The organism is Acidovorax carolinensis, assembly GCF_002157145.1.
GTDB lineage: Bacteria > Pseudomonadota > Gammaproteobacteria > Burkholderiales > Burkholderiaceae_C > Acidovorax > Acidovorax carolinensis.
On sequence record NZ_CP021361.1, the window covers coordinates 2,081,991 to 2,107,704 of the forward strand.

General features: G+C 66.6%; 18 protein-coding genes and 1 pseudogene. 11 read left to right on the plus strand and 8 right to left on the minus strand.

The genetic code is table 11. The annotated features are described in order from the left end of the window. Positions 1-4 precede the first annotated feature (4 nt). From CBP34_RS09700 to CBP34_RS09715, 4 genes are all read left to right on the plus strand, one after another. Positions 5-3,232, plus strand: coding sequence for an efflux RND transporter permease subunit (locus tag CBP34_RS09700; RefSeq protein WP_094097904.1), 3,228 nt, complete (start codon positions 5-7; stop codon positions 3,230-3,232). Between the two features lie 23 nt (positions 3,233-3,255). Then, positions 3,256-3,969 (plus strand): protein-L-isoaspartate O-methyltransferase family protein, encoded by a 714-nt coding sequence (locus CBP34_RS09705; protein WP_086927266.1) that lies wholly within the window; start codon positions 3,256-3,258, stop codon positions 3,967-3,969. A gap of 21 nt (positions 3,970-3,990) precedes the next feature. Continuing rightward, positions 3,991-4,332: a rhodanese-like domain-containing protein gene (locus CBP34_RS09710; protein WP_086927267.1), complete on the plus strand. Its 342-nt coding sequence runs from the start codon at positions 3,991-3,993 to the stop codon at positions 4,330-4,332. A gap of 61 nt (positions 4,333-4,393) precedes the next feature. Further along, complete coding sequence (locus CBP34_RS09715) at positions 4,394-5,722, plus strand: TolC family outer membrane protein (RefSeq protein ID WP_094097905.1); 1,329 nt, start codon at positions 4,394-4,396, stop codon at positions 5,720-5,722. A 39-nt stretch (positions 5,723-5,761) separates the two neighbouring features. Here CBP34_RS09715 and CBP34_RS09720 read toward each other — a convergent pair whose 3' ends face one another. From CBP34_RS09720 to CBP34_RS09730, 3 genes and pseudogenes are all read right to left on the minus strand, one after another. Then, on the minus strand, positions 5,762-8,452 hold the full coding sequence (locus CBP34_RS09720; RefSeq protein WP_094097906.1) for a bifunctional acetate--CoA ligase family protein/GNAT family N-acetyltransferase: 2,691 nt from the start codon (positions 8,450-8,452) through the stop codon (positions 5,762-5,764). 184 nt (positions 8,453-8,636) lie between these two features. Continuing rightward, positions 8,637-9,995: a 3-deoxy-D-manno-octulosonic acid transferase gene (locus tag CBP34_RS09725; RefSeq protein WP_094097907.1), complete on the minus strand. Its 1,359-nt coding sequence runs from the start codon at positions 9,993-9,995 to the stop codon at positions 8,637-8,639. A gap of 257 nt (positions 9,996-10,252) precedes the next feature. Continuing rightward, positions 10,253-11,640 (minus strand): annotated as a pseudogene (locus CBP34_RS09730) (phosphomannomutase/phosphoglucomutase). A gap of 131 nt (positions 11,641-11,771) precedes the next feature. Here CBP34_RS09730 and CBP34_RS09735 point away from each other — a divergent pair. The 4 genes from CBP34_RS09735 (at position 11,772) to CBP34_RS09750 (ending at position 18,232) form a co-directional block, all read left to right on the plus strand. Next, positions 11,772-13,331 (plus strand): DNA-3-methyladenine glycosylase 2 family protein, encoded by a 1,560-nt coding sequence (locus CBP34_RS09735; RefSeq protein WP_094097908.1) that lies wholly within the window; start codon positions 11,772-11,774, stop codon positions 13,329-13,331. A gap of 75 nt (positions 13,332-13,406) precedes the next feature. Further along, a complete protein-coding gene (locus CBP34_RS09740) occupies positions 13,407-13,949 on the plus strand; it encodes a methylated-DNA--[protein]-cysteine S-methyltransferase (RefSeq protein ID WP_086914068.1) in 543 nt (180 codons plus the stop codon). Continuing rightward, positions 13,946-14,872 carry a DMT family transporter gene (locus CBP34_RS09745; RefSeq protein ID WP_094097909.1) on the plus strand — a complete coding sequence of 309 codons (927 nt, stop codon included), beginning with the start codon at positions 13,946-13,948 and terminating at the stop codon, positions 14,870-14,872. Before CBP34_RS09740 ends, CBP34_RS09745 begins: the two co-directional genes overlap by 4 nt. 9 nt (positions 14,873-14,881) lie before the next feature. Continuing rightward, entirely contained in the window at positions 14,882-18,232 is a 3,351-nt protein-coding gene (locus CBP34_RS09750; protein ID WP_236748393.1) for a sensor domain-containing protein, read from the plus strand. Between the two features lie 29 nt (positions 18,233-18,261). Here CBP34_RS09750 and CBP34_RS09755 read toward each other — a convergent pair whose 3' ends face one another. The 4 genes from CBP34_RS09755 to CBP34_RS09770 form a co-directional block, all read right to left on the minus strand. Next, positions 18,262-20,157: a propionate--CoA ligase gene (locus tag CBP34_RS09755; protein WP_094097910.1), complete on the minus strand. Its 1,896-nt coding sequence runs from the start codon at positions 20,155-20,157 to the stop codon at positions 18,262-18,264. A gap of 188 nt (positions 20,158-20,345) precedes the next feature. After that, positions 20,346-20,951 (minus strand): isochorismatase family protein, encoded by a 606-nt coding sequence (locus tag CBP34_RS09760; RefSeq protein WP_094097911.1) that lies wholly within the window; start codon positions 20,949-20,951, stop codon positions 20,346-20,348. 57 nt (positions 20,952-21,008) lie between these two features. Then, positions 21,009-21,923 (minus strand): ribose-phosphate diphosphokinase, encoded by a 915-nt coding sequence (locus CBP34_RS09765; RefSeq protein WP_094097912.1) that lies wholly within the window; start codon positions 21,921-21,923, stop codon positions 21,009-21,011. 2 nt (positions 21,924-21,925) lie between these two features. Further along, positions 21,926-23,524, minus strand: a complete 1,599-nt coding sequence (locus tag CBP34_RS09770; RefSeq protein ID WP_236748395.1) for a thymidine phosphorylase family protein — start codon at positions 23,522-23,524, stop codon at positions 21,926-21,928. A 117-nt stretch (positions 23,525-23,641) separates the two neighbouring features. On the opposite strand from CBP34_RS09770, the gene CBP34_RS09775 reads away from it, so the two are divergent. Next, positions 23,642-24,205 (plus strand): C40 family peptidase, encoded by a 564-nt coding sequence (locus tag CBP34_RS09775; RefSeq protein ID WP_094097913.1) that lies wholly within the window; start codon positions 23,642-23,644, stop codon positions 24,203-24,205. A gap of 48 nt (positions 24,206-24,253) precedes the next feature. Here the strand turns inward: CBP34_RS09775 and CBP34_RS09780 are convergent, their stop codons facing one another. Next, positions 24,254-24,628 carry a hypothetical protein gene (locus CBP34_RS09780; RefSeq protein ID WP_094097914.1) on the minus strand — a complete coding sequence of 125 codons (375 nt, stop codon included), beginning with the start codon at positions 24,626-24,628 and terminating at the stop codon, positions 24,254-24,256. 272 nt (positions 24,629-24,900) lie between these two features. On the opposite strand from CBP34_RS09780, the gene CBP34_RS09785 reads away from it, so the two are divergent. Both CBP34_RS09785 and CBP34_RS09790 read left to right on the plus strand, forming a co-directional pair. Then, positions 24,901-25,152: a GlsB/YeaQ/YmgE family stress response membrane protein gene (locus tag CBP34_RS09785; protein WP_094097915.1), complete on the plus strand. Its 252-nt coding sequence runs from the start codon at positions 24,901-24,903 to the stop codon at positions 25,150-25,152. A 42-nt stretch (positions 25,153-25,194) separates the two neighbouring features. Then, positions 25,195-25,698, plus strand: coding sequence for a hypothetical protein (locus CBP34_RS09790; RefSeq protein WP_094097916.1), 504 nt, complete (start codon positions 25,195-25,197; stop codon positions 25,696-25,698). Positions 25,699-25,714 lie beyond the last annotated feature (16 nt).

Genomic DNA, 25,714 nt, shown 5'->3' on the forward strand with positions numbered 1-25,714 from the left:
GGCCATGTGGTTCACCAAGGTCAGTCTGAAAAACCCGGTGTTCGCCACCATGGTGATGCTCGCCATCGTGGTGCTGGGCCTGTTTTCATACCAGCGCCTGAAGGTAGACCAGTTTCCGGACATCGACTTTCCGGTGGTGGTGGTCACGGTGGACTATCCCGGCGCTTCGCCGGAAATCGTTGAAAGCGAAGTTACCAAGAAGATCGAGGAAGGCGTCAACTCGATTGCCGGCATCAACGCCCTCACCTCGCGCAGCTACGAAGGCACGGCCGTCGTCATCATCGAGTTTCAGTTGCACATTGACGGGCGCAAGGCGGCCGAAGACGTGCGCGAGAAGGTGGCCATTGTTCGCCCCACGTTGCGCACCGAGGTGAAAGAGCCGCGCGTGCTGCGCTTTGACCCGGCCAGCCGTGCTGTGTGGTCGCTGGCGGTGCTGCCGGATGAAAAAACCGGCGGGACGGTGCGTAGCGCGGTGGAGTTGACCACCTGGGCCGAGCAGATTCTCAAGAAACGCCTGGAAAACGTGCGCGGCGTGGGCGCCGTCAACCTGGTGGGCGCCACCAAGCGCGAAATCAATATCTACCTGAACCCGCAGGCGCTGGAAGCCTTTGGCGTAACCCCCGACCAGGTGGTCGCGGCCGTGCGCAACGAAAACCAGGATTTGCCCGTGGGCGCCATCCGCTCGCTGGCGCAGGAGCGCGTGGTGCAGATCGACGCGCGCATGCAGCGGCCCGAAGACTTTGGCCGCATCATCGTTACGCGCAAAGGCACAGGAACCGCCGGCCAGGCCAGTGGGGGCGCCCCGGTGCGGGTTGAGCAGGTGGCCCGCGTACAGGACGGCGCGCAAGAGGTTGAGAGCCTGGCGCTGTACAACGGCGAACGCACGCTGCTGCTGTCGGTGCAAAAGTCGCAGGGCGAAAACACCATTGAGGTGGTGGATGGGCTCAACGCGGCAGTCATCGAGCTGCGCAACCAGTTGCCACCCGGTGTGCGCCTGGAGACCATTGGCGACAGTGCCCGCCCCATTCGCGTGGCCGTCAACAACGTGCGCCAGACCCTCATCGAGGGTGCGTTGCTCACGGTGCTGATTGTCTTTTTGTTTCTGAACTCGTGGCGCTCCACTGTCATCACGGGCCTCACGCTGCCCATTGCGCTGATCGGCACGTTCTTGTTCATGAACATGTTCGGCTTCACCATCAACATGATCACGCTGATGGCGCTCTCCTTGTGCGTGGGCCTCCTGATTGACGACGCCATCGTGGTGCGCGAGAACATCGTGCGCCATGTGCAGATGGGCAAAGGCGCCTACCAGGCGGCCATGGATGGCACGCAGGAAATTGGCCTGGCCGTGCTGGCCACCACGCTGTCGATCGTGGCGGTGTTCATGCCGATTGGTTTCATGGGCGGCATCATCGGCAAGTTTTTCCACGAGTTCGGCATCACCATCGTGGCGGCGGTGCTGATCTCGATGTTCGTCAGCTTCACGCTCGACCCCATGCTGTCGAGCATCTGGCATGACCCCAGCATCCATGCGCACGGCAAGCAGCACGAGCCAGTCACTTTTTATGACAAGACCATCGGCCGCGTCACCGGCTGGTTTGACCGCGCCACCGATGCCCTGGCCGAGGCCTACCAGGGCATTTTGCGCTGGTCGCTGGTGCACAAGCTGGCCACCTTGGGCATTGCGCTGGCGATTTTTGTGCTGAGCGTGTTCATGGTGCCGCTGCTGGGCACCGAGTTCGTGCCCAAGGCCGATTTTTCTGAAACCACGGTCAACTTCTACACGCCTGTGGGTTCGTCGCTGGAAGCCACCGAGGCCAAGGCGCGCCAGGTGGAAGGCATCCTGCGCGAGTTTCCCGAGGTGCGCTACACGCTGTCCACCATCAACACCGGCAACGCGCAGGGCAAGATGTACGCCAGTATTTATGTGCGGCTGGTGGACCGCAAGGACCGCAGCCGCAGCGTGGATGCCATGTCGGGCGTGCTGCGCGAGCGCCTCAAGCAGGTGCCGGGCATCACCGTCACCCATGTCGGCCTGCTCGACCCGGTGGGTGGCCAAAAGCAGGTGGAGTTTTCACTGCAAGGGCCTGATCTGCAGGAACTGGAGCGCCTGACCAAAACGGTTTCCGAAAAAATTCACGGCATCCCGGGCCTGGTGGACTTGGACACCAGCGCCAAACCCGACAAGCCCGTGATTGCGCTAGATGTGCAGCGCGATGCGGCGTCGGACCTTGGGGTTTCGGTGGCACAACTGGCTGCCTCGCTGCGCACGCTGGTGGCCGGCACCACGGTGGGCAACTGGCGCGCGCCCGATGACCAGACCTACGATGTGAATGTGCGCCTGGCCCCGGAAGCCCGCACCACCCCGCAAGACCTGGAGCGCCTGCCCTTTGCCCTGGCGGCGGCCGATGGCAGCACCCGCATCGTGCGCCTGAACCAGGTGGCCCGCGTGACGGAATCCACCGGCGCCAACCAGATCAACCGCCGCGACCTCACGCGCGAGGTGGCCGTCACGGCCAACGTTGCCGACCGTTCGGCGGGCGAGGTGTCGAGCGACATCCAAAAGGTCCTTGCCGATGTGGCCTTTCCACCCGGTTACCGCTACCAGTTTGGTGGTTCCACCAAGAACATGGCCGAGTCGTTTGGCTACGCCATCTCGGCGCTGGTGCTGGCCATCGTGTTTATCTACATGATCCTGGCCAGCCAATTCAAGAGTTTTTTGCAACCGCTGGCGCTGATGACCTCGCTGCCGCTCACGCTGATCGGCGTGGTGCTGGCGCTGTTGATGTTCCGCTCCACGCTGTCGATGTTTTCCATCATCGGCGTGGTGATGCTGATGGGCCTGGTCACCAAGAATGCCATTTTGCTGGTGGACTTTGCCATCCGCGCCCGTGAGGAACACATCGACGAGGCCGGTCACACCGTGCCCGGCCTGCCCCGCGCCGAAGCCCTGCTGCTGGCCGCCCGCGTGCGGCTGCGCCCTATCTTGATGACCACGCTGGCCATGATCTTTGGCATGGTGCCGCTGGCGTTTGCGCTGTCCGAGGGTTCGGAGCAGCGCGCGCCCATGGGCCAGGCGGTGATTGGCGGCGTCATCACCTCGTCGCTTTTGACGCTGGTGGTGGTTCCGGTGGTCTATTGCTACATGGACGATCTGGCCCGCTGGGCACTTGCCCGCATGGGCCGCGGCCAGCCTGCCCCCGTGCCCCCTAAAATCAAGGGTTTGTCCTGACCCGCCTTCCCCGGAGAGATTCCATGAACATGCCCCTGAACACGTCTGCCAACATCAGCGACCCCGTTGAACAGGCCCGCTACAACATGATCGAGCAGCAGATCCGCCCCTGGAATGTGCTGGATGCCGACGTGCTGGACCTGCTGGCTGTCGTGCGCCGCGAAGACTTTGTGCCCCCAGCCTGCCGCAGCATGGCGTTCATGGACATCGAGATCCCCCTGCTGGGCAAAGATGCCGAAGAGGCCGTGCGCCTGGGCCACAGCATGCTGCAGCCCCGCGTAGAGGCCCGCATGCTGCAAGACGTGAAAGTTTTGCCGACCGATCGCGTGCTGGAGATCGGCGCGGGCTCGGGCTACATGGCTGCGCTGCTGGCCCACCGCGCACAAAGCGTGGTCTCGCTCGAAATCGTGCCGGCCCTGGCCGACATGGCGCGCGACAACCTCCAGCGTGCCGGCATCACCAACGCCCATGTGCGCGTGTCGGACGGTTCCCGCGATGCCGTGCCCGAAGGCCCGTTCGACGTGATCGTGCTCAGCGGCTCCGTGGCTGAAATTCCGAAAAACCTTTTGTCGATGCTGCGCGAAGGCGGCCGCCTGGCTGCCATCGTGGGCCAGGAACCCGTCATGCGCTTCACGGTGGTGCGCCGCACCGGCGACCGTTTTGAAACCACCCAGCCCTGGGACACCATGGCACCGCGTCTGGTCGGTTTTGCCGAACCCTCGGGCTTTTCCTTCTGATCCGGTTCCGAGGAGTTCTGCATGATCGACCACGTCCGCCCCGCACAGCTGTCCGACTGGTTTGCGCAGGCCTTGGCCGAGGGCCAGCCCCTGGTGCTGGACGTGCGCGAGCCCTGGGAGCTGCAGACCGCCAGCGTGCGCACGGACGGGTTTGAGCTGGTCGCGATTCCCATGGGCGAGCTTCCGGGCAGGCTGACCGAGCTGGACCCGTCACGACCCCTGGCGTGTCTGTGCCACCACGGCGCCCGCAGCCTGCGCGTGGCCGCTTTCCTTGCGCAGCAGGGTTTTGGAACGCTGGCCAACATCACCGGCGGCATCGATGCCTGGTCCCGCGAACACGACAGCAGCGTGCCGCGGTACTGAACGGCCGTCAACCGCCGTGTTCCTTTCATCCCCTGCGCACAGTACTTCCTGAAGGACCACCATGACCCCGCTTCGGCTTCTTCCCCTGACCCTGGCACTCACGGCCGCCCTCTGCACGCCGGCGCAGGCCCAGAGCCTTTCGCAACTGGTGGAAGCAGCGCGTGGCTACGACACGGTCTGGCAGGCGGCCAAGCTCCAGCTGGATGCAGCGTCCAGCCGCGCCGAGCAGGCCCGCGCAGGGCTGCTGCCCAGTGCCGGGCTGAACGCCGGCGTGTCCCGCGCCAACACCGAAGTGACCCGTCCCAAGGTGGACTTCAACGGCAACACGCAGAACGTGGGCGTAAGTGCCTCGCAGCCGCTGTACCGCCCGGCCAACCGCATCAATTTTCAACAAGGCCAGCGTGGCATCGACGTGGCCCGCGCCCAGCTGGACGCCGCCACGCAAGACCTGCTGGTGCGCGTCAGCCAGGCTTACTTTGACGTGCTGGCAGCCCAGGACACGCTCAGCGTTGTGCAGGCGCAAAAGACGGCGGTCTCCGAGCAGCTGGCCTTTGCCAAGCGCAATTTCGAGGTGGGCACCTCCACCGTCACCGACTCCCGCGAGGCCCAGGCCCGCTACGACCTGGTCATTGCCCAGGAAATTGCGGCCGAGAACGACCTGCGTGTCAAAAAGCTTGCGCTCGACCAGCTGGTGGGCATCACCGGCACCCAACCCCAGCCGCTGGCCCAGCCGGTGCAATTGCCGACCGTGCAGCCCGACGACGTCAACACCTGGGTGCAAACGGCGCAGGACCAGCAGCCCGGCGTGCGCCAGGCGCAGATTGCCCTCGACATTGCGCGCCTGGAAACCCAGAAAGCCGGCACCGGACATTTGCCTACGGTGGATTTGCAGGCCGGCTACAACATTGCGCGCAACCCCAGCGGCACCGTTACCACGCCGGGCATGAACAGTCGCACCAACAATGCCAGCGTGGGCGTGGCATTCAACCTGCCCCTTTTTGCCGGCTTTTCGGTACAAAACCGCATCAAGGAAACCCTGGCCCTCGAAGAAAAGGCCCAGGCAGACCTTGAAACCACGCGCCGCAACGTTGCGCAGGCCACGCGGGCGGCGTTTTTTGGCGTGCAGTCTGGACAGGGCCAGGTGCGCGCCCTGGAGGCCGCCGAAGCCTCGAGCCAGAGCGCGCTCGACGCCAACAAGCTGGGTTACCAGGTGGGCGTGCGCATCAACATCGACGTGCTCAATGCGCAAAGCCAGCTCTTCCAGACCAAGCGCGACCTGGCGCAGGCGCGCTACAACGTGCTGCTGGGCACCCTCAGGCTGCGCCAGGCGGCGGGTACGCTGACCGAAGAGGACGTGGCTGCCATCAACCGCCTGCTGCTCCAGCCGTAGCAACCGCGCCGCTTTTGTAGGAAGGCCGCGGGACGCCCCTTACAACGTGTGGGTAACCAGCCTGAAATCGGCGTCGTCAGGATAGGGCTTGACGACAAAGCCCAGGCTGCGCATCAGCCGGAGCATGCCGGGGTTGTTGGCCAGCACCAGGCCCTCCATCTCGGCCAGGCCCTTGTCGCGTGCCACGTCCATGATGCTCAGCATCAGGCGTGAGCCCAGGCCCCTGCCATTGAAGTCGTCGGCCACCACCAGCGCAAATTCGCAGCTCGACTGGTCGGGGTTGGTGACGTAGCGCGACACACCCACGATGCGTTCGGTTTCGGTGACGTCACCGTCGGCGCCCACCGTGCGCTCGCGGAAGACGGCCACCAGCGCCATTTCGCGGTCATAGTCGATCAGGGTGAAGCGGGCCAGCATCGAGGCCGGCAGTTCCACCATGGACGAAATGAAACGGAAATACCGGCTTTCGGGTGACAGATGCTGCACCAGCCCCTGCAGCATCTGCGCGTCGTCGGGATGGATGGGCCGCACCAGGTATTCGCCGCCCCCGCGCATCGGCCAAAGATGCTCGTAGCGCGCGGGATACGGCAGGATGGCCAGGTGGCTGAAGCTGTCGGCCCGCCCGCCCGAGGTGTTGGCCGCGTGGTCGATGGCAATGCGCGCATCCACCGCCACGACGCCCTGCTCGTCCACGATGAGCGGGTTGATGTCCATCTCGCGCAGCTGGGGCAAGGCACACACCATTTCCGACACGCGCAGCAGCACCTGTTCCAGCGCATCGTGGTCCACCGCGCTGGCGCCGCGCCACTCGCCCAGCGTTTCGGCCACGCGCGAGCGCTCGATCAGGCGGCGTGCCAGAAACTGGTTGAGCGGCGGCAGCTCCATGGCGCGGTCGTTGATCAGTTCGATCATGGTGCCGCCGGCACCGAAGGTGATCACCGGGCCGAACGGATCGTCGGTGACGAGGCCGATACAGATCTCGCGCCCGCGCCGGGCGCCGGCCATGTTTTGCACCGTGACCCCGTTGATACGTGCCTGCGGCTGCAGGCGCGCCACGCGCTGGACCATGTCGGTGTAGGCGTCGCGGGCCGCGGTGCCGCTGTGGATGTTGAGGGCCACGCCGCCCACATCGGATTTGTGGCTGATGTCGGGCGAATCGATCTTCAGCGCCACGGGAAACCCCATTTGCGTGGCGATCATCATGGCTTCGTGCGCATTGCGCGCAAGGATGGTCTTGGTCACCGGAATATGGAACGCCGCCAGCAGCGTCTTGGATTCCATTTCGGTGAGCACCTTGCGCCGCTCGGCCAGCACGCTCTCGATGACCAGGCGCGCGCCTTCAATGTCGGGCTTGGCCAGCGTGGACAGCGGCGGCGGCGTTTGCTGCAGCAACTGCTGGTTCTGGTAGAAAGAAGCGATGTTGCCAAAGGCGCCCACGGCGGCCTCGGGCGTGCGAAAGCTCGGGATGGCGGCGTCGAGCAAGATGGCGCGCGCCGGCACCACCGAGGCGTCTCCCATCCAGCAGGCCAGCAGCGGCTTGCTCATGCGCTGCTTGACCTCGGCCAGCGCGGTGGCCACGGCGCAGGAGTCCGCGCCGATTTTGGGTGAGAAGATGGCCAGCACGCCGTCCACCTGCCGGTCACGGCTGGCCGCCTCGATGGCCAGGCGATAGTGCTCGGCGCCAGCGTCTTCCGACAGGTCGATCAGGTCCGACAGCGACGCCAGGGGCGGCAATTGGGGTGTCAGTGCCAGCACCGATTCGGGCGACAGCTTGCCCAGGTTGAGCAAAATTTCATTGACCCAGTCGGCCGCCAGCACGCCGGGCCCGCCGCCATTGGTGACGATGGCCAGGCGCTTGCCCACCGGCCGGTAGCGCGATGCCAGGCACTTGGCTGCCGAAAACAGCTCGACGAACGAGCGCACGCGCACGGCGCCCGCGCGTCGCAGGGCCGAGTCGAACACATCGTCGCTGCCCACGATGGTGCCACTGTGCGTCTGGGCGGCCTCGTTGCCCGCGGGCTTGCGCCCGGCCTTGAGCACCACCACCGGCTTGGCATTGGCGGCCGAGCGCAGCGCACTCATGAAGCGGCGTGCGTTGGAGATGCCTTCCATGTAGATGACGATGCTCTGCGTGCGTGCATCGTGGGCCAGAAAATCGAGCACCTGGGCAATGTCCACATCCGTGTTCGGCCCCAGCGACACCACGGTCGAAAAACCCACGGCATTGTTGCGGGCCCAGTCCAGGATCGACGACGTGAGCGCGCCCGACTGGCACACCAGCGCCAGCGAGCCATCGCGTGCGAGCGGGCCGGCGGCACTGGCATTGAGTTGCAGGTGCGGCCGCTGGAACCCGAGGGAATTGGGCCCCAGCAAATGCAGACCCTCGCGGCGCGCTATTTTCTTGAGGTTGGCGGCCTGGTCTGCATCCATGCCGCTCGACAGCACCAGTGCGGCACGGCAGCCAATGCGCCCGGCCACCTCCAGCGCAGCGGGCACTTCGGCGGGCGGCAGCGCGATGATGGCCAGATCGGACTTTCGTTGTGCCAGGTCGGCCAGCGTGCCGCTGGTGTGGGTGTCGACAAACTGCAGCGTGCCGGCAAAGCGCTGCGCCCGCAGGGCCGGGTGCAGTGCCTGTGCGTACGAGGTCAGCGTTTCGGGTTCATCGGCCTTGCCCGCCAGAATGGCAATGGAGGCGGGCGCAAAAAGCGGCGTGAGGTAGTGTTTGTCCATGGGTCTTGCAGCGGCATCGGGCCGCTCATCAATGATCAACCAGCAGGTGGGTGTGACTGTGGCACAGCTCGGAGGCAATCGGCACAAAGCCGAGTTCCCGAGGTGACATTTTCAGCGCGGAACCGGCATGGAGCGCGGGCACAGGCCTGGCACTGGCCCGGAATTCGCGCCCCAGCGGCCCCCATCATGGCGCAGCGGCAATGCCTAGCAGCGCCCCGACGGCAGCGGCGGTCAGCCTTGCGGCGCCCCGGTGCTGCTGCATGAACTCCTGGGTCAAACCACGGGCGGTGGCAAGCCGGTAGCTGTCGGTGGCCAGATCACAGGCCAGTTCCACGCCCTGACCGATCTCCGCCACACGGTGGGCCACGCCCTTCTCACAGGCCAGCGCGGCCGCCTCGGCAAAATTGAAGGTGTGTGGCCCCAGCACCACGGGGCAGCCACAGGCAATGGCCTCGATCAGGTTTTGCCCGCCCAGCGGGGCAAAGCTGCCGCCCAGCAAGGCCACGTCGGCCAGGCCGTAGTACAGCACCATCTCGCCCAGCGAATCGCCCAGCCAGACATCGGCGGGCTCGGGGGCGTCGGCCCACTGGCTGCGGCTCGATACGCTCAGTCCGGCGCTGCGCAGCAATTGCTGCACTTCGCCAAAGCGCTGGGGGTGGCGTGGCACCACCAGCCACTGCACCGTGCCATCACCTGAATTTGCTTCACTATGGATAGCTGCTTGCGCTTTCCCAATAAGCGCTGGAAGGCTTTTTTGCTTCAAAGCAGCCAACCACATCGCCTCTTCCCCTTCGCGGCTGCTGGCGAGCATCACCACCGGCCGGGCACTGCGCGCGCGCCATGCCCGCCCCCGCGCCAATTGCCCGGCATCGGGAACCACGTCGAACTTGAGGTTGCCAAAAACGCCCTGCACCGGCGCGCCGATGGATCGCAGGCGCTCTGCATCGGCCGCGGTCTGCGCCCAGACCGCCGCCAGAGCGCCATAGGCCGGGCGGGCCAGCGCCGCCAAGCGCTGCGACTTGCGCAGCGAGGTGGCATTGAAGCGCGCATTGGCCAGCACCAGCGGTATGCCGCGTTGCTGGCAACCGGCCACCAGGTTGGGCCAGACCTCGGTTTCCATGAGGATGCCGATGGCGGGCCGGAACTGGCGCAGAAAGCGGCGCACCGCGCCCGGCGTATCCCAGGGCTGCCAGACCTGCACATCGCCCGGCAAGAGCAGTTTCTCGCCCTCGGCCCGGCCCGTGGCGGTGCCATGGGTGAGCAGCAGGCGCATGCCGGGCAACTGCCGGCGCAACTCGGCCAGCAAAATGGCGGCGGCCCGGGTTTCGCCCAGCGATACGGCATGGATCCAGACAAAGCCGCCCAGCGGATCGCTGCTGCTCGGGGGGATCAGGCTGTCCATGGGCCGCGCATAACGGCCAAAGCGCTCGCTCACCGCGTGGCCATAGCCGGGCTCGGCGACGGCGCGGCGCCGCAGTTTGCGCAGCAGCAGGGGCTGGGCAGCCCAGGTCAAGGCCGAATACAGGGCGCGGGCAAGGGACATCTCAGCGATACCTGATTCCACATGCCACCCATAACCGATGCAACTGACGCAGCACATGCGCGGGCAGCCGCGCAAGGGCCGCCATCACAACGTGTAGGCGCTGGCTGCGTCCCCCTGCCCGCAGCGCACAGCGCTGCAAGAGCGGGGGCTGAGGGTCGCGGCTCCAAGCCTGCCTGCGCAGGCTTGGAGGACCCCGAAGGGCAGGTGCCTCTGGCGGCAGGACGGAGGCGCGAAGCGACTCAGGGGGGTGTTTCACTTCAGTGCGCCGCGCTGCCCACCTGGGCATCGGGCTTCACGCGCTGCAACAGGGCCAGCATGGCCGCCTCGATGCGGGCCAGCGCCTCGGGCGTGTGGCCTTCAAAGCGCAGCACCAGCACGGGCGTGGTGTTGCTGGCCCGGATCAGGCCAAAACCGTCGGGCCAGTCCACGCGCAGGCCATCAATGGTGTTGATCTGCGCCGGTGCGGCAAAAGTGTCCGCCGCCAGGGCCTGCAGCTCGGCCGTCAGGCGGTGCGGCTCGCCCTCGGCACAGGCGACGTTGAGCTCGGGCGTGCTGAAGCTGGTGGGCAACGCGTTGAGCACGGCACTCGGGTTGGCGCTGCGCGAGAGGATTTCGAGCAGGCGGCAACCAGCATAGGTGCCGTCGTCAAAACCAAACCAGCGCTCCTTGAAGAAGATGTGGCCGCTCATTTCGCCGCCCAGGGGCGAATTGAGCTCTTTCATGCGCGCCTTGATGAGCGAATGCCCGGTCTTGTACATCACCGGCTGGCCACCGGCCTCGGCAATGGCCGGCGCCAGGCGCTGGGTGCATTTCACATCGAACAGGATGGGCGCGCCCGGCACGCGGCTGAGCACGTCCTGCGCGAACAGCATCATCTGCCGGTCGGGGAAGATGTTGGTGCCGTCGCGCGTGACGATACCCAAGCGGTCGCCGTCGCCGTCAAAGGCCAGGCCCAGTTCGGCGTCGCTGGCCTGCAGTGCGGCAATCAGGTCGCGCAGGTTTTCGGGCTTGCTGGGATCGGGATGGTGGTTGGGGAAGTTGCCGTCCACCTCGGAAAACAGCTCGATCACCTCGCAGCCCAGCGCTCGAAAGATGGCCGGGGCCGATGCGCCCGCAATGCCGTTGCCGCAATCGACCACGATCTTCATGGGGCGGGCCAGCTTCACGTCGCCGGTGATGCGCTGCGCATAGGCCGGCAGCACATCCACCGTGCGCACGCTGCCGCCGGGAAGCAGTTGCCAGCTTTCGGCCTCCATGGTGTGGCGCAGGGCCTGGATTTCATCACCGTAGATGGCGCGGCCGTTCAGCACCATCTTGAAGCCGTTGTAGTCGCGCGGGTTATGGCTGCCCGTGACCTGGATGCCGCTGGCGCACAGCGTGCTGGCCGCGAAATACAGCAAGGGCGTGGTGACCAGGCCCACGTCGATCACCTCGATGCCCGCCTCGATCAGGCCCTGCACCAGGGCGGCACTGATGGCGGGGCCGGACAGCCGGCCATCGCGCCCACCGCCACGGTGGTCTGGCCTTCGGCGCGGGCTGCCGTGCCAAAGGCGCGGCCCAGGCCCAGGGCCACTGCTTCGTTCAGGGTGGACGGCACGATGCCGCGGATGTCGTAGGCCTTGAAGATGGCGGGTGTGGGTTGCACGGGAGGGTCTTTCGCTGCGAAGGAGGTCAAACGTCCGCTGCATTGTAGGGGCGCCCCGACCGCGCCCGTAGGCGCAGGCACAGGTCCGAAAACGGCCAGTGCGGTGGTAGCGTCGGCGTACCATCTGGCCCATGACCGCGCCCGCCCTGCCCTTTGCCACTCCGACCGATGGCGCGACCGACGACGGCTGCTACCGTGCCCTGCAGGCCCGGGATGCGCGCTTTGACGGGCGGTTTTTCACCGGCGTCACCTCCACCGGCATCTATTGCCGCCCGGTCTGTGCCGTGCGCACACCCCGGCGCGAAAACTGCAGGTTCTTCACGCTGGCCGCGCAGGCCGAGGGCGCGGGCTTTCGGCCCTGCCTGCGCTGCCGGCCCGAGCTGGCGCCGCAGGCGCTGGTGTGGTCGGTGCAGGACGCCAGCGGCATTCTGGTGCAGCAGGCCGTCCGGCTGCTCGATGCGCCGGATGCGTGGTGCACAGGCGACGAGCGCACCGCCACCGTGGCCCGGCTGGCCGCCCGCCTGGGCGTGAGCGACCGGCATCTGCGCCGCATCTTCGAGGCGGCACTGGGGGTGTCGCCGCTGCAATACCTGCAAACCCGGCGTTTATTGACCGCCAAGCAGCTGCTGACAGACACGCCCATGCCCATCACGCAGGTAGCGCTGATTAGCGGCTTTGCCAGCGTGCGCCGCTTCAACGCCGCCTTTGCCCAGCACTATGGCCTGAACCCGACCGCGCTGCGCCGTGGGGGCGAAAGGCCTGCGGGCGCTCAGGCGGCCACGCTGCGGCTGGCCTACCGGCCGCCGCTCGATGTGCTGGCCTTGCTGGCCTTTTTCGCTCGCCGCCAGTTCCACGGCGTGGAGTGGGCGGGCGACGCCGCCACCCCGGCGCTGCGCCGCACGGTGCGGCTGCAAAGCCAGGGGGCTGCCGGGCCGCACGATCACACCGGCTGGCTGAGCGCCTGCTTCGACCCCGCCCGCCACCAGGTGCTGGTGCAAACCAGCGACAGCCTCTACCCCGTGCTGCCGCAGGTGATTCGCCGCGTGCGCGCCATGCTGGATCTGGACGCCGACCCTGCGCCCATCAATGCCGTGCTGCACGCCAGTTTTCTCGAGGGCGATGGCCTGCGCGTACCCGGCGCCTTCGATGGCTTTGAGCTGGCCGTGCGCGCCGTGCTGGGTCAGCAGATCACTGTGGCGGCCGCGCGCACGCTGGGGCAGCGGCTGGTGGAGCGGTTTGGCGAGCCCATCGCCACGCCTTGGCCCGAACTTACCCGGCTTTTCCCTGCCCCGGCCGTGCTGGCGCAGGCGCCGGGCGAAGCCCTGGGGCAACTGGGCATCGTGCGCCAGCGCCAGGCGGCCATCGTGGCGCTGGCGCGGGCGGTGGATGCGGGCCAGTTGCAGCTGCAGGCGGGCGCGGACGTGGGCGCCACCACAGCGGCCCTTTGCGCACTGCCCGGCATTGGCGACTGGACGGCGCAGTACATCGCCATGCGCGTGCTGCGCTGGCCCGATGCGTTTCCGGCCGGCGACGTGGCCCTGCAAAAGGCCATGGGCGTGCAGGCCTACCCCCACCCCGCCCGCGCGGCGACCGAATCGTCGCGGGCCTGGCAACCCTGGCGCAGCTATGCCGTGGTGCGCGCCTGGGCGGCGGGCAGCACGGCCGACACCGGCCATCTCACGGCGTCGTAAAAGCTATCAAAAACATAGCTGCTAGCGCTTGTTGAATAAGCGCTTAACAGCAATTTCATCTAACATTCCATGACCATGCAATTTCACCCATCCACCGTGCAGACAAGCACCGCCACCCGTCTTGGCACCGTGCGGCTGGCCGCTTCCCCGCTGGGTCTGGCCGGCCTGTGGTTTGATGGCCAGCGCCATCTGCCCGAGCAACTCGACGGGCCCCATGCCTGGCCACACGACCCACATCACCCGGTGCTGGTTGCGGCCATCGAGCAACTGCAGCAATACCTGCGCGGCGAGCGCACCCGGTTCGAACTGCCGCTGGACCTGGCAGGCGGCACGCCCTTTCAGCAGGATGTGTGGCGTGCGCTGCTCTCCGTCGGTTGCGGCCACACCACCAGCTACGCGGCGCTGAGCCAGCAACTGGGCCGCCCGACGGCCGTGCGCGCCGTGGGAGCCGCCGTGGGACGCAACCCGATCAGCGTGGTGGTGCCCTGCCACCGGGTGCTGGGCAAGGACGGCTCGCTCACGGGCTACGCCGGCGGTCTGGAGCGCAAAGGCGCCCTGCTGCAACTGGAAGGCGCAGCGCTGCGCCCGGTGCAGATGCTGGGCGAGGTGGGTGCATGAACGCCCCCGCGACCCAACCCGTGTCGGCCTGGCTGGGCGAGTTCGTGCTGCTGGCGGCCCTGTGGGGCGCATCGTTTCTGTTCATGCGGCTGGGGGCCTCCGAGTTCGGGCCGCTGCCTACGGCCGGGCTGCGGGTGCTGCTGGCTACGCTGTTCCTGTGGCCCATCCTGCTGCGGCACGGCCAGTGGCCTGCGCTTCGCCGGCATTGGCGCCCCATCCTGCTGGCCGGTGTCATCAATTCAGCCATTCCTTTTGCGCTTTTCTCCTGGGCCGTGCTGCACATTGCCACTGGCCTGACGTCCATCCTCAACGCCACGGTGCCGCTGTTCGGCGCCCTGGTGGCCTGGATGTGGCTGGGCGACCGCATCAGCCGGCTGCGCTGGCTGGGGCTTGCGCTGGGCTTTGTCGGCGTTGCCCTGCTGGCATGGCGGGCGCCGGCCGGCACAGGCTTCAAGACCGAGCACGCCGCCTGGGCTATCGCGGCCAGCCTGGTGGCGTCGTCTTGTTATGCCATCGCCGCCAGCTTTGCGCGCCGTTACCTCACGGGTCTGCCCCCTCTGGCCACGGCCACGGGCAGCCAGCTCGGCGCCACGCTGGGCCTGGCGCTGCCCGCGCTGTGGTTCTGGCCGGCGCAGATGCCGGGCCTGCGTGCCTGGGCGGCCATCGTGGCCATTGCGGTGTTGTGCACGGGCATTGCCTACATCCTCTACTTTCGCCTGATTGCCCACGCCGGCCCCAGCCGCGCCCTGGCGGTGACGTTTCTGGCGCCGGTGTTTGCCCTGCTGTACGGCGCCGTGTTCCTGCACGAGGCCATCACGCCCTGGATGATCGGCTGCGGGCTCATCATCGTGTGCGGAACGATGTTGTCAACGGGGCTTATCGGGACGGCGCGCGCACGGCCGGGAGCCACGGAACGGGCCTAAACTCGGCACATGGATCTTTTGCCGGACCTAAAAACCAGCCTCGCCGCCGAGCAGCAGGCCAACCATGAATTGCGCCAGCGCAACCAGCAAATGCGCCTTGCCCTTGATGCATTGGGCGGCGGGCGCTGGGTATGGGATATTTCGCGCCAGAAGCTGGCCTGCCATGGCCGCTTCTATGCCGCCTTCGGCATGGACGCTGCCGACACCGAGGACGCCTGGGACCGCTGGCACACGCGCAAACACCCGGCCGATTCCGCGCGCCTTGCCGATAAGCTCGAGCGCACCATGCGCGGGCAGCTCGACATCTACGAAGCCGAGTTCCGCATTCTTGATACCGCGGGCCGCTGGCGCTGGGTGATATCGCGCGGGCTGGTGGGCGAGCGCGATGCCGACGGCCGCCCGCTGACCCTGCTGGGCATGGACGTGGACGTCACCGCCCAGCACGAGATTGAGGAGGCGCTGCGGGCCTCGGAAGCCAAATACACCACGATCTACCAGACGCTGCCCGATCCTGCGGGCATTTCGCGGATTTCGGACGGGCGCTATCTCGACGTGAATCCGGCCTTCTGCGCGCTGCTGGGTGCAGAGCGTGACGCGGTGCTGGGACGCACCTCCACCGAACTCAATATCTGGCACTCAGGCCAGGAACGAGCGCGCATGCTGCAAACCTACCAGCGCGACGGCAAGGTGGACCGCCTGCCCATGGTGGCGCAACGCGACGGTGTTCGTGTGCCGGGCCTGATGTCGGCGCGGCCCGTGGTGGTGGACGGGGAAGACTGTTTCCTGTTCGTCTTTCACGACATGACCGAGGCGCAGCGCGCCAGCGACGAGTTGCGCGCGCTGAACAACCTGCTGCAGCAGGCCGGCCGCATGGCGCGCCTGGGGGCGTGGGAGATTTCGCGCACGCGGGGCGTGGTGTACTGGTCGGATGTCTGCTATGACATCCACGGCCTGCCCCCGGGCGCCGCGCTGCCGGACGACTACATCGAACGTTTCGTGGCGCCCGCGTGGCGGGACGCCATGCGCAGCAAATCGCACGACTGCATTCACCGCCGAGAGGAATGGAGCCTGGAAGTCGAAATCGTCCGCACCGATGGCCGCCATGCCTGGGTGCGCGCACGCGGCGAGCCGGTGGTGCACGAGGGCACCGTCACCGGCATGCGCGGAGTGATGCAGGACATTGACGAGGCCAAGCGCGCCGAGCAGCGGCTGCGCCAGTCGGAAGACCGGTTTTCACGCATCTTCCACCTGATGCCCTACCCCATGGGCATGACGCGGCAAAGCGACGGCGCCTATGTGGAAGTGAACCCCGCGTGGGAGCAGGTGCTGGGCTTCACACGCGCGCAGGCGGTGGGCAGCTCGGCCATCAAACTGGGCATTTTTGAGGCGCACGATCGTGCCCGCTTGATTGACGTGGCCCGGCAGGTCGGCCAGCTCGATGCCTACGAGGTCAACATCATCACGCGCAGCGGCGAAAAGCGCACGGTGCTGCAGTCCATGCGCGCCACCGAGTTCGATGGCGAACCGTGCTGGCTGTTCGCGCTGCAGGACATCACCGACCGCAAGCGCAGCGAAGAGCAGGTGCGCGAGCGCGAGGCGCTGCTGTCGCTCACCATTTCGGCCGCAGCGCTGGGGCTTTGGGACTGGAATCTGCAAACCGGCGTGGTCCATGGTGATGCGCGCTGGCGCACCCTGCGTGGCGCCGCCACCGGCGAGGCCGACGCCTGCGCCGTGCACTGGGCGACGTCGGTGGCCGCCGACGCGTTGCCCGGCATTTCGGCCGAACTCGCGCGCCACACCGCAAATCCGGCCACCCCATTCGATGCCACCTGGAAAGTGATACTGCCCCAGGAAGGGGCCCGATGGATCCGCAACCTGGGCAAGATCATCAGCCACGACAGCGCCGGCCAGCCCACGCGCATGCTGGGTGTGTCCATTGACGTCACGCCGCAGCGCGAGCAGGAAGAGCTGCTGCAAAAACTGGCCCACTACGACGCACTGACGGGCTTGCCCAATCGCGTGCTGCTGGCGCACCGGCTGCAGGACGGCATGGCCCAGGCCCGTGCCCAAGGCACCCAGCTGGGCGTGGCCTACTTGGACCTTGACGGCTTCAAGCCCGTCAACGACCGCCTGGGCCATGGCGCGGGCGACCGGCTGCTGGTGGTGGTGGCGGGCCGGCTGTCGCGCGCGTTGCGCCCGCAAGACTGCGTGGCCCGCCTGGGCGGCGACGAGTTCGTCATCCTCATGCCGGGCCTGGCAACGCACGGCGATGGCGAACGCCTGCTGCAACGGGTGATGGAGAGCATTTCTTCGCCCTACACGCTGGACACCGAGCGCGTGGCCGTAACGGCCAGCATCGGCTACACGGTGTTCCCCTCGGACGACGCGGACGCCGACACCCTGCTGCGCCACGCAGACCAGGCCATGTATGCCGCCAAGCAGGCGGGGCGCAACCGGTTTCACCAGTTCGACGCTGCGCAAGAGCGCGCCCAGCGCGAGCAACGTGAGCAGGGCCTGCGCCTGCGCGAGGCGCTGATGCAGGCGCAGTTCGTACTGTTTCTGCAACCCAAGGTGGTCATGCAGACCGGCCAGGTCGTCGGGGCCGAGGCGCTGGTGCGCTGGCAGCACCCCGAGCGCGGGCTGCTGCCACCGGGCGCTTTTCTGCCGCTGCTGAATGGAACCGAGCTGGAGATCGATTTTGGCCAATGGGTGGTCGACGCGGCACTGGCGCAGCTGGAGCAGCTGCTGGATGCGGGCCTGAACCTGCCCGTGAGTGTCAACATCTCGGCCCAGCAGATTCAGCACCCCGATTTTGCCGGCTGGATGGTTCTGTGCCTGGCCCGCCACCCCCGGGTGGCGCCCCAACTGCTGGAGCTGGAAATCACCGAAAGCGCGGCGCTGTACGACCTGACTGCGGTCACCGAAACACTGGCCACGCTGCGCGCGCTGGGCGTAGCGATTTCGCTCGATGATTTTGGTACCGGCTATTCATCGCTCACCTACCTGCGCCGCCTGCCCATGGACACGCTCAAGATTGACCAGAGCTTCGTGCAGGGCATGATGGCCGACCCGGGGGACAGGGCCATCGTGCAAGGGGTGATCGGGCTGGCGCAGTCGTTTGGCTACCAGGTGATTGCCGAGGGCGTGGAAACCATCGAACAGGGTCAGTTGCTGCAGCAACTCGGTTGCGCCCAGGCCCAGGGCTATTGCATTGCACGCCCCATGCCCTTGATGCCTTCATCGACTGGAGCCGCCACTGGCAGCAACCCACAGCGTGGCAGCATCTTCCCTCCGAAGGCTACTCGATATAAAAACGGCTGCAGCGCTTATCCATCAAGCGCTTGCAGCTATTGTTTTTGATGCGGCTTGCGCTGCATCGCACCCGGCCGTCAGGGGCCGACCAGGTCTTTGACCTGCTGCAGCGCGGCCGGATCGTCCATGGTGGTCAGGTCGCCCGGGTCACGGCGCTCGGCCACGGCCTGCAGGGCGCGGCGCAGCAGCTTGCCGCTGCGTGTCTTGGGCAGCACCGTCACGAAGTACACGCGCGAGGGGCGGGCCACGGCGCCGAGCTGGCTGTCCACCTGCTTCATCACTTCGCCTTCGAGCTTCAGGCGCGCGGCGTCGTCGGTGAGGGCCGAGGCATCGCGCGGCACGGCAAAGGCCATGGCCACCTGGCCCTTGAGGCTGTCGGCCACGCCGACCACGGCCACTTCGGCGATGTTGGGGTGCGACGAAATGGATTCCTCTATTTCGCGCGTGCCCAGGCGGTGGCCGGCCACATTGATCACGTCGTCGGTGCGGCCCAGGATGAAGTGGTAGCCGTCGGCGTCGCGGATGCCCCAGTCGAAGGTGCTGTAGATCAGCCGGCCCGGAATGCTCTTCCAGTAGGTGTTGACGAAGCGCTCATCATCGCGCCACACCGTCTGCATGCAGCCCGGTGGCAGCGGCCCCTCGATGGCCACCACGCCCTTCTGGTTGGGCCCCGTCAGCTCTTGGCCGTTGCTCTCGTCGATCAGCTTGACGTTGTAGCCATACATCGCCTTGCCAGGGCTGCCAAAACGCGTGGTCTGTTGCTCCACGCCGTTGGCCAGCGTGAGGATGGGCCAGCCAGTCTCGGTCTGCCAGTAGTTGTCGATGATGGGCACCTGCAGTGCATCGCTGATCCATTGCGCCGTGGGCTCATCCAGCGGCTCGCCCGCCAGCCACAGCGCCTTGAGGGTGGAGACGTCGTATTTCTTCAGCCACGAAGCATCGTGCTTTTTCAGCACCCGCACCGCCGTGGGCGCCGAGAACATGTGCGTGACCTTGTATTTCTCGACAATGCTCCACCACACGCCCGCGTCGGGCCGCGTGGGCAGGCCTTCGTACATGATCGTGGTCATGCCAGCGATCAGCGGGCCATAGATGATGTAGCTGTGCCCCACCACCCAGCCGATGTCGCTGGTGGCAAAGTAAGTCTGGCCCGCCTTCGCGTCGAAAATGTGCTTCATGCTGGCGGCCAGCGCCACGGTGTAGCCGCCCGTGTCGCGCTGCACGCCCTTGGGTTTGCCGGTGGTGCCGCTGGTGTAGAGCGTGTAGCTGGGGTGGGTGGATTCCACCCATTCGCAGGGCACGCTGGCGTTCAGGTGCTGCGCGCGCAGCGCCGCCCAGTCGTGGTCGCGGCCGGCGCGCATGGCCATGGGTGCCAGGCCCCGGTCCACCATGAGCACGGCGGCAGGCTTGTGTTTGGACAGCGCAATCGCCTCGTCCAGCAGCGGCTTGTAGGGCACGCCCTTGCCGCCGCGCGAGCCGGCGTCCGCGCTGACGATGGCCACGGGCTCGGCATCCTCGATGCGCGAAGCCAGCGAGCCCGAGGCAAAGCCGCCAAACACCACCGAGTGCAGCGCACCGATGCGCACGCAGGCCAGCATGGCGAAGGCGGCCTCGGCGATCATGGGCATGTAGATGAGCACGCGGTCGCCCTTCCTCACTCCCAGGCTCTGCAGCACGGCGGCCATGCGCTGCACTTCGGCGTGGAGCTCGGCAAAGCTGTAGCTGCGCTCGGTGTCGGTTTCGGTGGAGATGGCCACCAGCGCCGGCTGGCTGGCGCGGTCTTTCAGGTGGCGGTCGATCGCGTTGTGGCACAGGTTGGTGGTGCCGCCGACAAACCACTTCGCAAATGGCGGATTGCTGTAGTCGCAGATCTGCTGGGGTTGCGTTTGCCAGTCAATCAGTTTCGCCTGCTCGGCCCAGAAGGCGTCGCGTTGGTCGATGGACTGGCGGTAAAAGTCGGCGTAGCTGGGCATGGGGTGTCTCCTCGGCATCTCTCGCCCTGCAAGGGTTGCAGGTTTTGAATTCATAATTATTCATGACGGGCTTGCGGGAAGCTGACGCAGCCCTGCCTTCACTATGCTATTTATTCAATAGCTACTAGCGCTTGATGAATAAGCGCTAGATGCCAAAAAGATCCAAAATCACCAGCAAACCAGCGGAACTACTTCACCAGCGCCAGAACCTCCTTGAACACGGGGTTTTCGCAACTGCGCAGCCACTCGAATGCCACCATCTCGGTGGTCACCAGCTCGGCACCCGCGCCAGCCAGGCGGTCGAAGGCGGCGTCGCGGTTGCGTTCGGTGCGCGAGCTGCAGGCATCGGTCACCACCCACACCTCGAACTCATCCTCGATCAAATCCAGCGCGGTCTGCAGCAGGCACACATGGGCCTCGCAGCCGGCAATCACGATGGTGCCGCGCTCAGGCGTTTGCTGGGCGGGCTTTTGCAAATGCTTGGGCAGGCTGCGGGCATTGCCGCCCTGCTGGGGTTTTGCGGGCGGGCGCAGCCATTCGCCCAGGCCTTCTTCGGCGGCGCTGAAATGCATCTTGGCCAGTGTGTTCTGGCACAAGGCTCGCAGCGCGGCATCGTTGCCCCCCAGGCGCGAGGGATTTTGCTCGGTGCCCCACACAGGCACTTCCATCAGCTGGGCCACTTTGGCCAGGCGCAGCGCATTGGCCAGCACGGCAGGGCCCTCAAAAATGGCGGGCATCAGGCGTTCCTGGTAGTCCACCAGAACGAGTTGGGATTCAGAGGCGTCGAGCAGCATGGTGTCTTTCGAAAGCGGTCAGTGGCACGCGGAAGGCGCTGATTGTCGCAGCCCGGTTCAGGCTGGCAACAGCGAACGCAGCGCCCGCGCCAGAGGCTCGGCCATGGGCACGGCGTTGCTGGCGTGGGGAATGCAGTCGGTGCTCCACACCTCGCCCACCCCGGCATCGTGCAGGGCCTGCAAGGCATCGCCGGCAAACAGCGCATGGGTGACGGCCACATCCACCGAGGCCGCGCCCGCCGCCCGCAGCAGCCGGGCCGCCTGGGCCAGCGTGCGGCCGGTGCTGGCCATGTCGTCCAGCAGCACCACGGCGCGCCCCTGGGCGTTGAGCGGCGGCAGCTCAATGGTCACTTCGCGGTCGCCGTGGCGCACCTTGGTGCATACGGCATGGTCAAAGCCATGGCGGGCGGCCGCCTGGGCAATCCACTGGGCCGACTCACCATCGGGCCCGACCAGCAAGGCACCCGGGCGCCGCTGCGCAATCAGGTCGGCCAGCGGTTCGGCACCGCTGAGCACGATGGCGTCGGGCACGGCAATCGCCTCCTGCAGCGTCGCCACGCGATGCAGGTGCGGGTCCACCGTGATGACGGCATCCACCAGCCCGGCCAGAAACCCACCGACCACCTGCTGGCTGACCACCTCGCCCGGCGTGAAGGCGATGTCCTGCCGCATATAGGCCAGGTAGGGCGCCACCAGCGTGATGTGCCGGGCGCCCAGCGTGCGCGCGGCGCGGGCCGCCAGCAGCAGCTCCACCAGCTTTTCATTGGGGTCATGCAGGCTGCGCAGCAGCACCACATGGGGCGGCAGGCACCCTGCCCCATCCACGGGTAGCCTCAGTTTTAGCTCGCCATCGGGGAACCGGTGGCGGTCGATCGTCTCCACGGGCAACTGTGCGGCTTGTCCGAGGCGCCGGGCGGCATCGGCCTCGTCCGCAAAATGCAGCAGGCAGGCCTGCAGGGGAGTAAGCGGCATGGTCAGAACTCCACAAACACCTGGGGCACGGCATCGGCATCGCCCAGGCGATAGCCAATATCGCGGGCGCTGGCCTGCCGGGCAAATTCGAGGTCGGCGGGGTAGCCGGCGTGCACGCGGTACAGCACATCACCCTGCGCCACCGTGGCGCCCAGCTTGTGCATGAGGTCAACGCCCGCGCCCTGCACCTTGGGCGCCCCGGCCAGGCGCGCCACGCGGGCAATCTGGAAATTGTCGATGCCCACCACGGTGCCGCTCTCCGGTGCGCAGACCTCAAAGGTCAGCGGGCCCAGTTGCGGGTGCAGGTGATCGAACCCCTTGCTGCCCTGCGCGTTGATGATGTCTTCCATGCGCCGCAGCGCCCGGCCCGAGTCGAGAATGTCGCGCGCAATGGCATAGCCGTCGCCACCGCGCACGTCGGGGTCGCATTCAATCAGGCGGCCCGCCAGTCGCAAGGCCTTCTGGCGCAGGTCGTTGGGCGCGTCTGGGTCGTTTTGCAGCACGCGCATCACGTCACGCGCCTCCAGCACCGGGCCGATGCCGTTGCCCACGGGCTGGCGGCCATCGGTGATGACCACATCCAGCGACAGGCCCATGCGCCGTGCCACATATTCAAACAGGCGGCGCAGGCGCTGGGCCTCGGGCATGGAGCGCACCTTGGCCGTGGGGCCGATGGGGATGTCGAGCACCAGGTGGGTGGCGCCGGCGGCCACTTTCTTGGACAGGATGGACGCCACCATCTGCCCGGCCGAGTCGATCGACAGCGGGCGCTCCACGGAAATCAGCACATCGTCGGCCGGGGAAAGATTGGCCGTGCCGCCCCAGGCGAGGCAGCCGCGGTAGTCGCGCACGATGTCGGCCAACTGCTCGAAGGGCAGCTCGACATTGGCCAGCACCTCCATGGTGTCGGCCGTGCCCGCCGGGGAGGTGATGGCGCGCGACGATGTCTTGGGGCACAGCATGCCGTGCGCCGCCACGATGGGCACGACCAGCATGGTGGTGCGGTTGCCGGGAATGCCGCCGATGCAGTGCTTGTCGACCACCAGCGGCTCGTGCCAATCGAGCCGCCGGCCGCTGGCAACCATGGCGTCGGTCAGGAAGAATACCTCTTCGCGGTCGAGTTCGTCGCGGTTGCAGGCCACGACAAACGCCGTCAGCTCGATCTTGGAATAGTGGTGGCCGGCAATGTCGCGCACGATGGCGGCGTAATCCGCCCGCGTCAGGCGCTCGCCAGCGATCTTGCGGAACAGCGCGCCCATCGACTCAGGGGGCTCGGCCTGCGTCACCGATACGGTGTGGCCGTTTTCCACGTCGAGCTGGGCAAAGGCGTCTTCCGACAGCCCGAGTTCGTTGCAGCCAACGATGGCGGCGTCGTCCACCACATTCACGGTAGCCAGGATGTGGCGCCCGTTGGCGCGCACCTCGATCTTGGAAAGCGCCTGAAAGCCCTCGGCCCGGTACACCGCGCAATCGCGGTGCAGGTAGGCGACGTTTTCGCGCCAGGTGTCGATGGCGACACGGCGCAGCGCCAATTGCGAGGGGATCTGGCTGGAAACGGGTGCAGCGGGAACGTCCCGCGGTTCGCTGGTCTCAATGTGCATGGGCAGCAGACTACACCGGAAATGCCCCTGCCGAAATCGGAAAGCAATTCAAATCAACGACTTGCGCAGAACACCGGATTCCAGGCCTGTAAGAAAAGCATGTTACCCTCCGCCCCCATGTCCCGTTGGTTCATTGCCTTACTTCTCACCTGCGCCTCTGCCGCCCAAGCTGCCCCTTCAGCGGCATCCCCCGAGGACATCGAGCGTTTTCTGGCCGACAAAGGGTTGATTTCCCAGCTCGATGAAGTGCGCCATTCCGTCGCAGACAAAGCCCATGTGGTCGCAGACCGCACCGCGGATCTGATCGGCAACGCCATGGGGTTCATCGGAGTGCCCTACCGCCGCGGCGGCACCACCGCCACGACCGGGTTTGATTGCAGCGGATTCGTGCGCGCGGTATACGAAAAAACCGTGGGCATGGTCCTGCCCCGCAAGGCCGACCAGCAAGCCGCCAGCACCGAAATCATTGACAAGAAAGAGCTGCAACCCGGCGATCTGGTGTTCTTCAACACCATGCGCCGCGCCTTCAGCCATGTCGGCATCTACGTGGGCGACGGCAAATTCATCCATTCACCGCGCTCGGGCAGTGAAGTGCGGGTGGAAGACATGCGCCAGTCGTACTGGCAGCGCCGCTTTGATGGCGCCCGCCGCGTCACGGTGGAAGCCAAGGCCCAGCCCTGAGCCTGCACCCGCAGCGCTGCCTGCGCGCAGCAGCGCCGCCCCAACCGGTCATGGTGCGACCGTCGTCACCGTTTCAGTGCTTCGTATCGGACCACCCGTGATATTCACGGGCCCGAGGCCAGGATTGGTGCGCATGGCGCGTGCATTGGCCATGTCCTGCTGGTAGCGAGACCGGGCCTCAGCCTCGCAACCCTTGCGTTCCTTGCCCTGGGGCATCGCCCGGCACTCCTCCAGGCTGACTTTCAGCCCGCCGCCCGCCTCGCGGATGGCTGACTGGTACCGCTGCTGGGCAGTGGTGTCCGGGACGGCACCACGCGCCAGCGATGCTTCCTCGCCCGCTTGGGCAAAGGCGGGTGCCGAAAAAACACCTGCCGCCACCCACGCAGCGGCGGCCAACAGGCCAGAGGCCGAATAGTTCTTCATGCAATTTCCTTGGAAGTCCATCAGTAGCCCAGACTGTAGGCGCGCGGCACGGGCGCACCCATAGTCCCGTTCCCAGGCAGAGCGCAGGCCCGAAGCGCGCGGGCATGTCGGACAAGGCCCACACGCATTTCCCTGGCAGGCCGCGACATGCCGCGATGCAAGCCCCATATCCGTCGGGCAATAGATTGACTCGATGCGCAAGGTCTTGTCTGACACGCGCGGCTGGTGAATCTGTCATACAGTGCCACTCATCTTCATTACCAGGTGCTGCCATGCTCTCAATCCTCGGGACTCTCATCGTCGGCCTCGTCGTTGGCTTCATTGCGCGGGCGCTCAAGCCCGGCGACGACAAGATGGGCTGGATCATGACGGCGTTGCTCGGCGTGGCGGGCTCGTTTCTGGCCAGCTACGTGGGGGCCGCCATGGGCTGGTACACCCAGGGCGCACCGGCAGGCTGGATCGCCTCGGTGATCGGCGCCGTGGTGTTGCTGGCAATTTACAGCCTGGTCCGAAGCAAGACGTGATTGCAGGCAAGCTCGCGGCACTTCAGGCCAGGCGCCCTACCCATGCCATCCGCCCGCCAAATGGCCGCTGACAACCCTGAGCTGGCTGCGGCCGTGCAGCGCAGCCGCCGCCTGCTGCACCGGCGTGCCCTGGTGGCGGCTGCGGCCAGCGCGGTGCCGGTGCCGGGGCTGGACTGGGCGGTCGACGCGGCCTTGCTCTCCCGCCTTCTGCCGCAAATCAATTCCCAGTTTGGCCTGACCCCCGAACAGCTCGACCAGCTGGACCCCAAAAAGCGCGAGCAGGTGCAAAAAGCGGTGACGCTGGTCGGCTCGGTGCTGATCGGCAAGTTCATCACCAAGGAGCTCGTGCTGCGCGCCACCCGCACGGTGGGCCTGCGCCTGACCACCAAGCAGTTGGCCAAATACGTGCCGCTGGCAGGCCAGGCGGTGGCGGCGACGGTCGGCTATGCCACCTTGCGCTACCTGGGCGAGCAGCATCTGCGCGACTGTGTGCAGGTCGTGCAACAGGCCCAGTTGCGTTTGCCGGCTCCTGCCGGTCGCTCCTGAAAAAATAGCTATCAGC

Coding starts and splice junctions, on each gene's coding strand:
- CBP34_RS09700 (WP_094097904.1), top strand. CDS start 5: ATGTGGTTCACCAAGGTCAGTCTGAAAAACCCGGTGTTCGCCACCATG.
- CBP34_RS09705 (WP_086927266.1), top strand. CDS start 3,256: ATGAACATGCCCCTGAACACGTCTGCCAACATCAGCGACCCCGTTGAA.
- CBP34_RS09710 (WP_086927267.1), top strand. CDS start 3,991: ATGATCGACCACGTCCGCCCCGCACAGCTGTCCGACTGGTTTGCGCAG.
- CBP34_RS09715 (WP_094097905.1), top strand. CDS start 4,394: ATGACCCCGCTTCGGCTTCTTCCCCTGACCCTGGCACTCACGGCCGCC.
- CBP34_RS09720 (WP_094097906.1), bottom strand. CDS start 8,452: ATGGACAAACACTACCTCACGCCGCTTTTTGCGCCCGCCTCCATTGCC.
- CBP34_RS09725 (WP_094097907.1), bottom strand. CDS start 9,995: ATGTCCCTTGCCCGCGCCCTGTATTCGGCCTTGACCTGGGCTGCCCAG.
- CBP34_RS09735 (WP_094097908.1), top strand. CDS start 11,772: ATGACCGCGCCCGCCCTGCCCTTTGCCACTCCGACCGATGGCGCGACC.
- CBP34_RS09740 (WP_086914068.1), top strand. CDS start 13,407: ATGCAATTTCACCCATCCACCGTGCAGACAAGCACCGCCACCCGTCTT.
- CBP34_RS09745 (WP_094097909.1), top strand. CDS start 13,946: ATGAACGCCCCCGCGACCCAACCCGTGTCGGCCTGGCTGGGCGAGTTC.
- CBP34_RS09750 (WP_236748393.1), top strand. CDS start 14,882: ATGGATCTTTTGCCGGACCTAAAAACCAGCCTCGCCGCCGAGCAGCAG.
- CBP34_RS09755 (WP_094097910.1), bottom strand. CDS start 20,157: ATGCCCAGCTACGCCGACTTTTACCGCCAGTCCATCGACCAACGCGAC.
- CBP34_RS09760 (WP_094097911.1), bottom strand. CDS start 20,951: ATGCTGCTCGACGCCTCTGAATCCCAACTCGTTCTGGTGGACTACCAG.
- CBP34_RS09765 (WP_094097912.1), bottom strand. CDS start 21,923: ATGCCGCTTACTCCCCTGCAGGCCTGCCTGCTGCATTTTGCGGACGAG.
- CBP34_RS09770 (WP_236748395.1), bottom strand. CDS start 23,524: ATGCACATTGAGACCAGCGAACCGCGGGACGTTCCCGCTGCACCCGTT.
- CBP34_RS09775 (WP_094097913.1), top strand. CDS start 23,642: ATGTCCCGTTGGTTCATTGCCTTACTTCTCACCTGCGCCTCTGCCGCC.
- CBP34_RS09780 (WP_094097914.1), bottom strand. CDS start 24,628: ATGAAGAACTATTCGGCCTCTGGCCTGTTGGCCGCCGCTGCGTGGGTG.
- CBP34_RS09785 (WP_094097915.1), top strand. CDS start 24,901: ATGCTCTCAATCCTCGGGACTCTCATCGTCGGCCTCGTCGTTGGCTTC.
- CBP34_RS09790 (WP_094097916.1), top strand. CDS start 25,195: ATGCCATCCGCCCGCCAAATGGCCGCTGACAACCCTGAGCTGGCTGCG.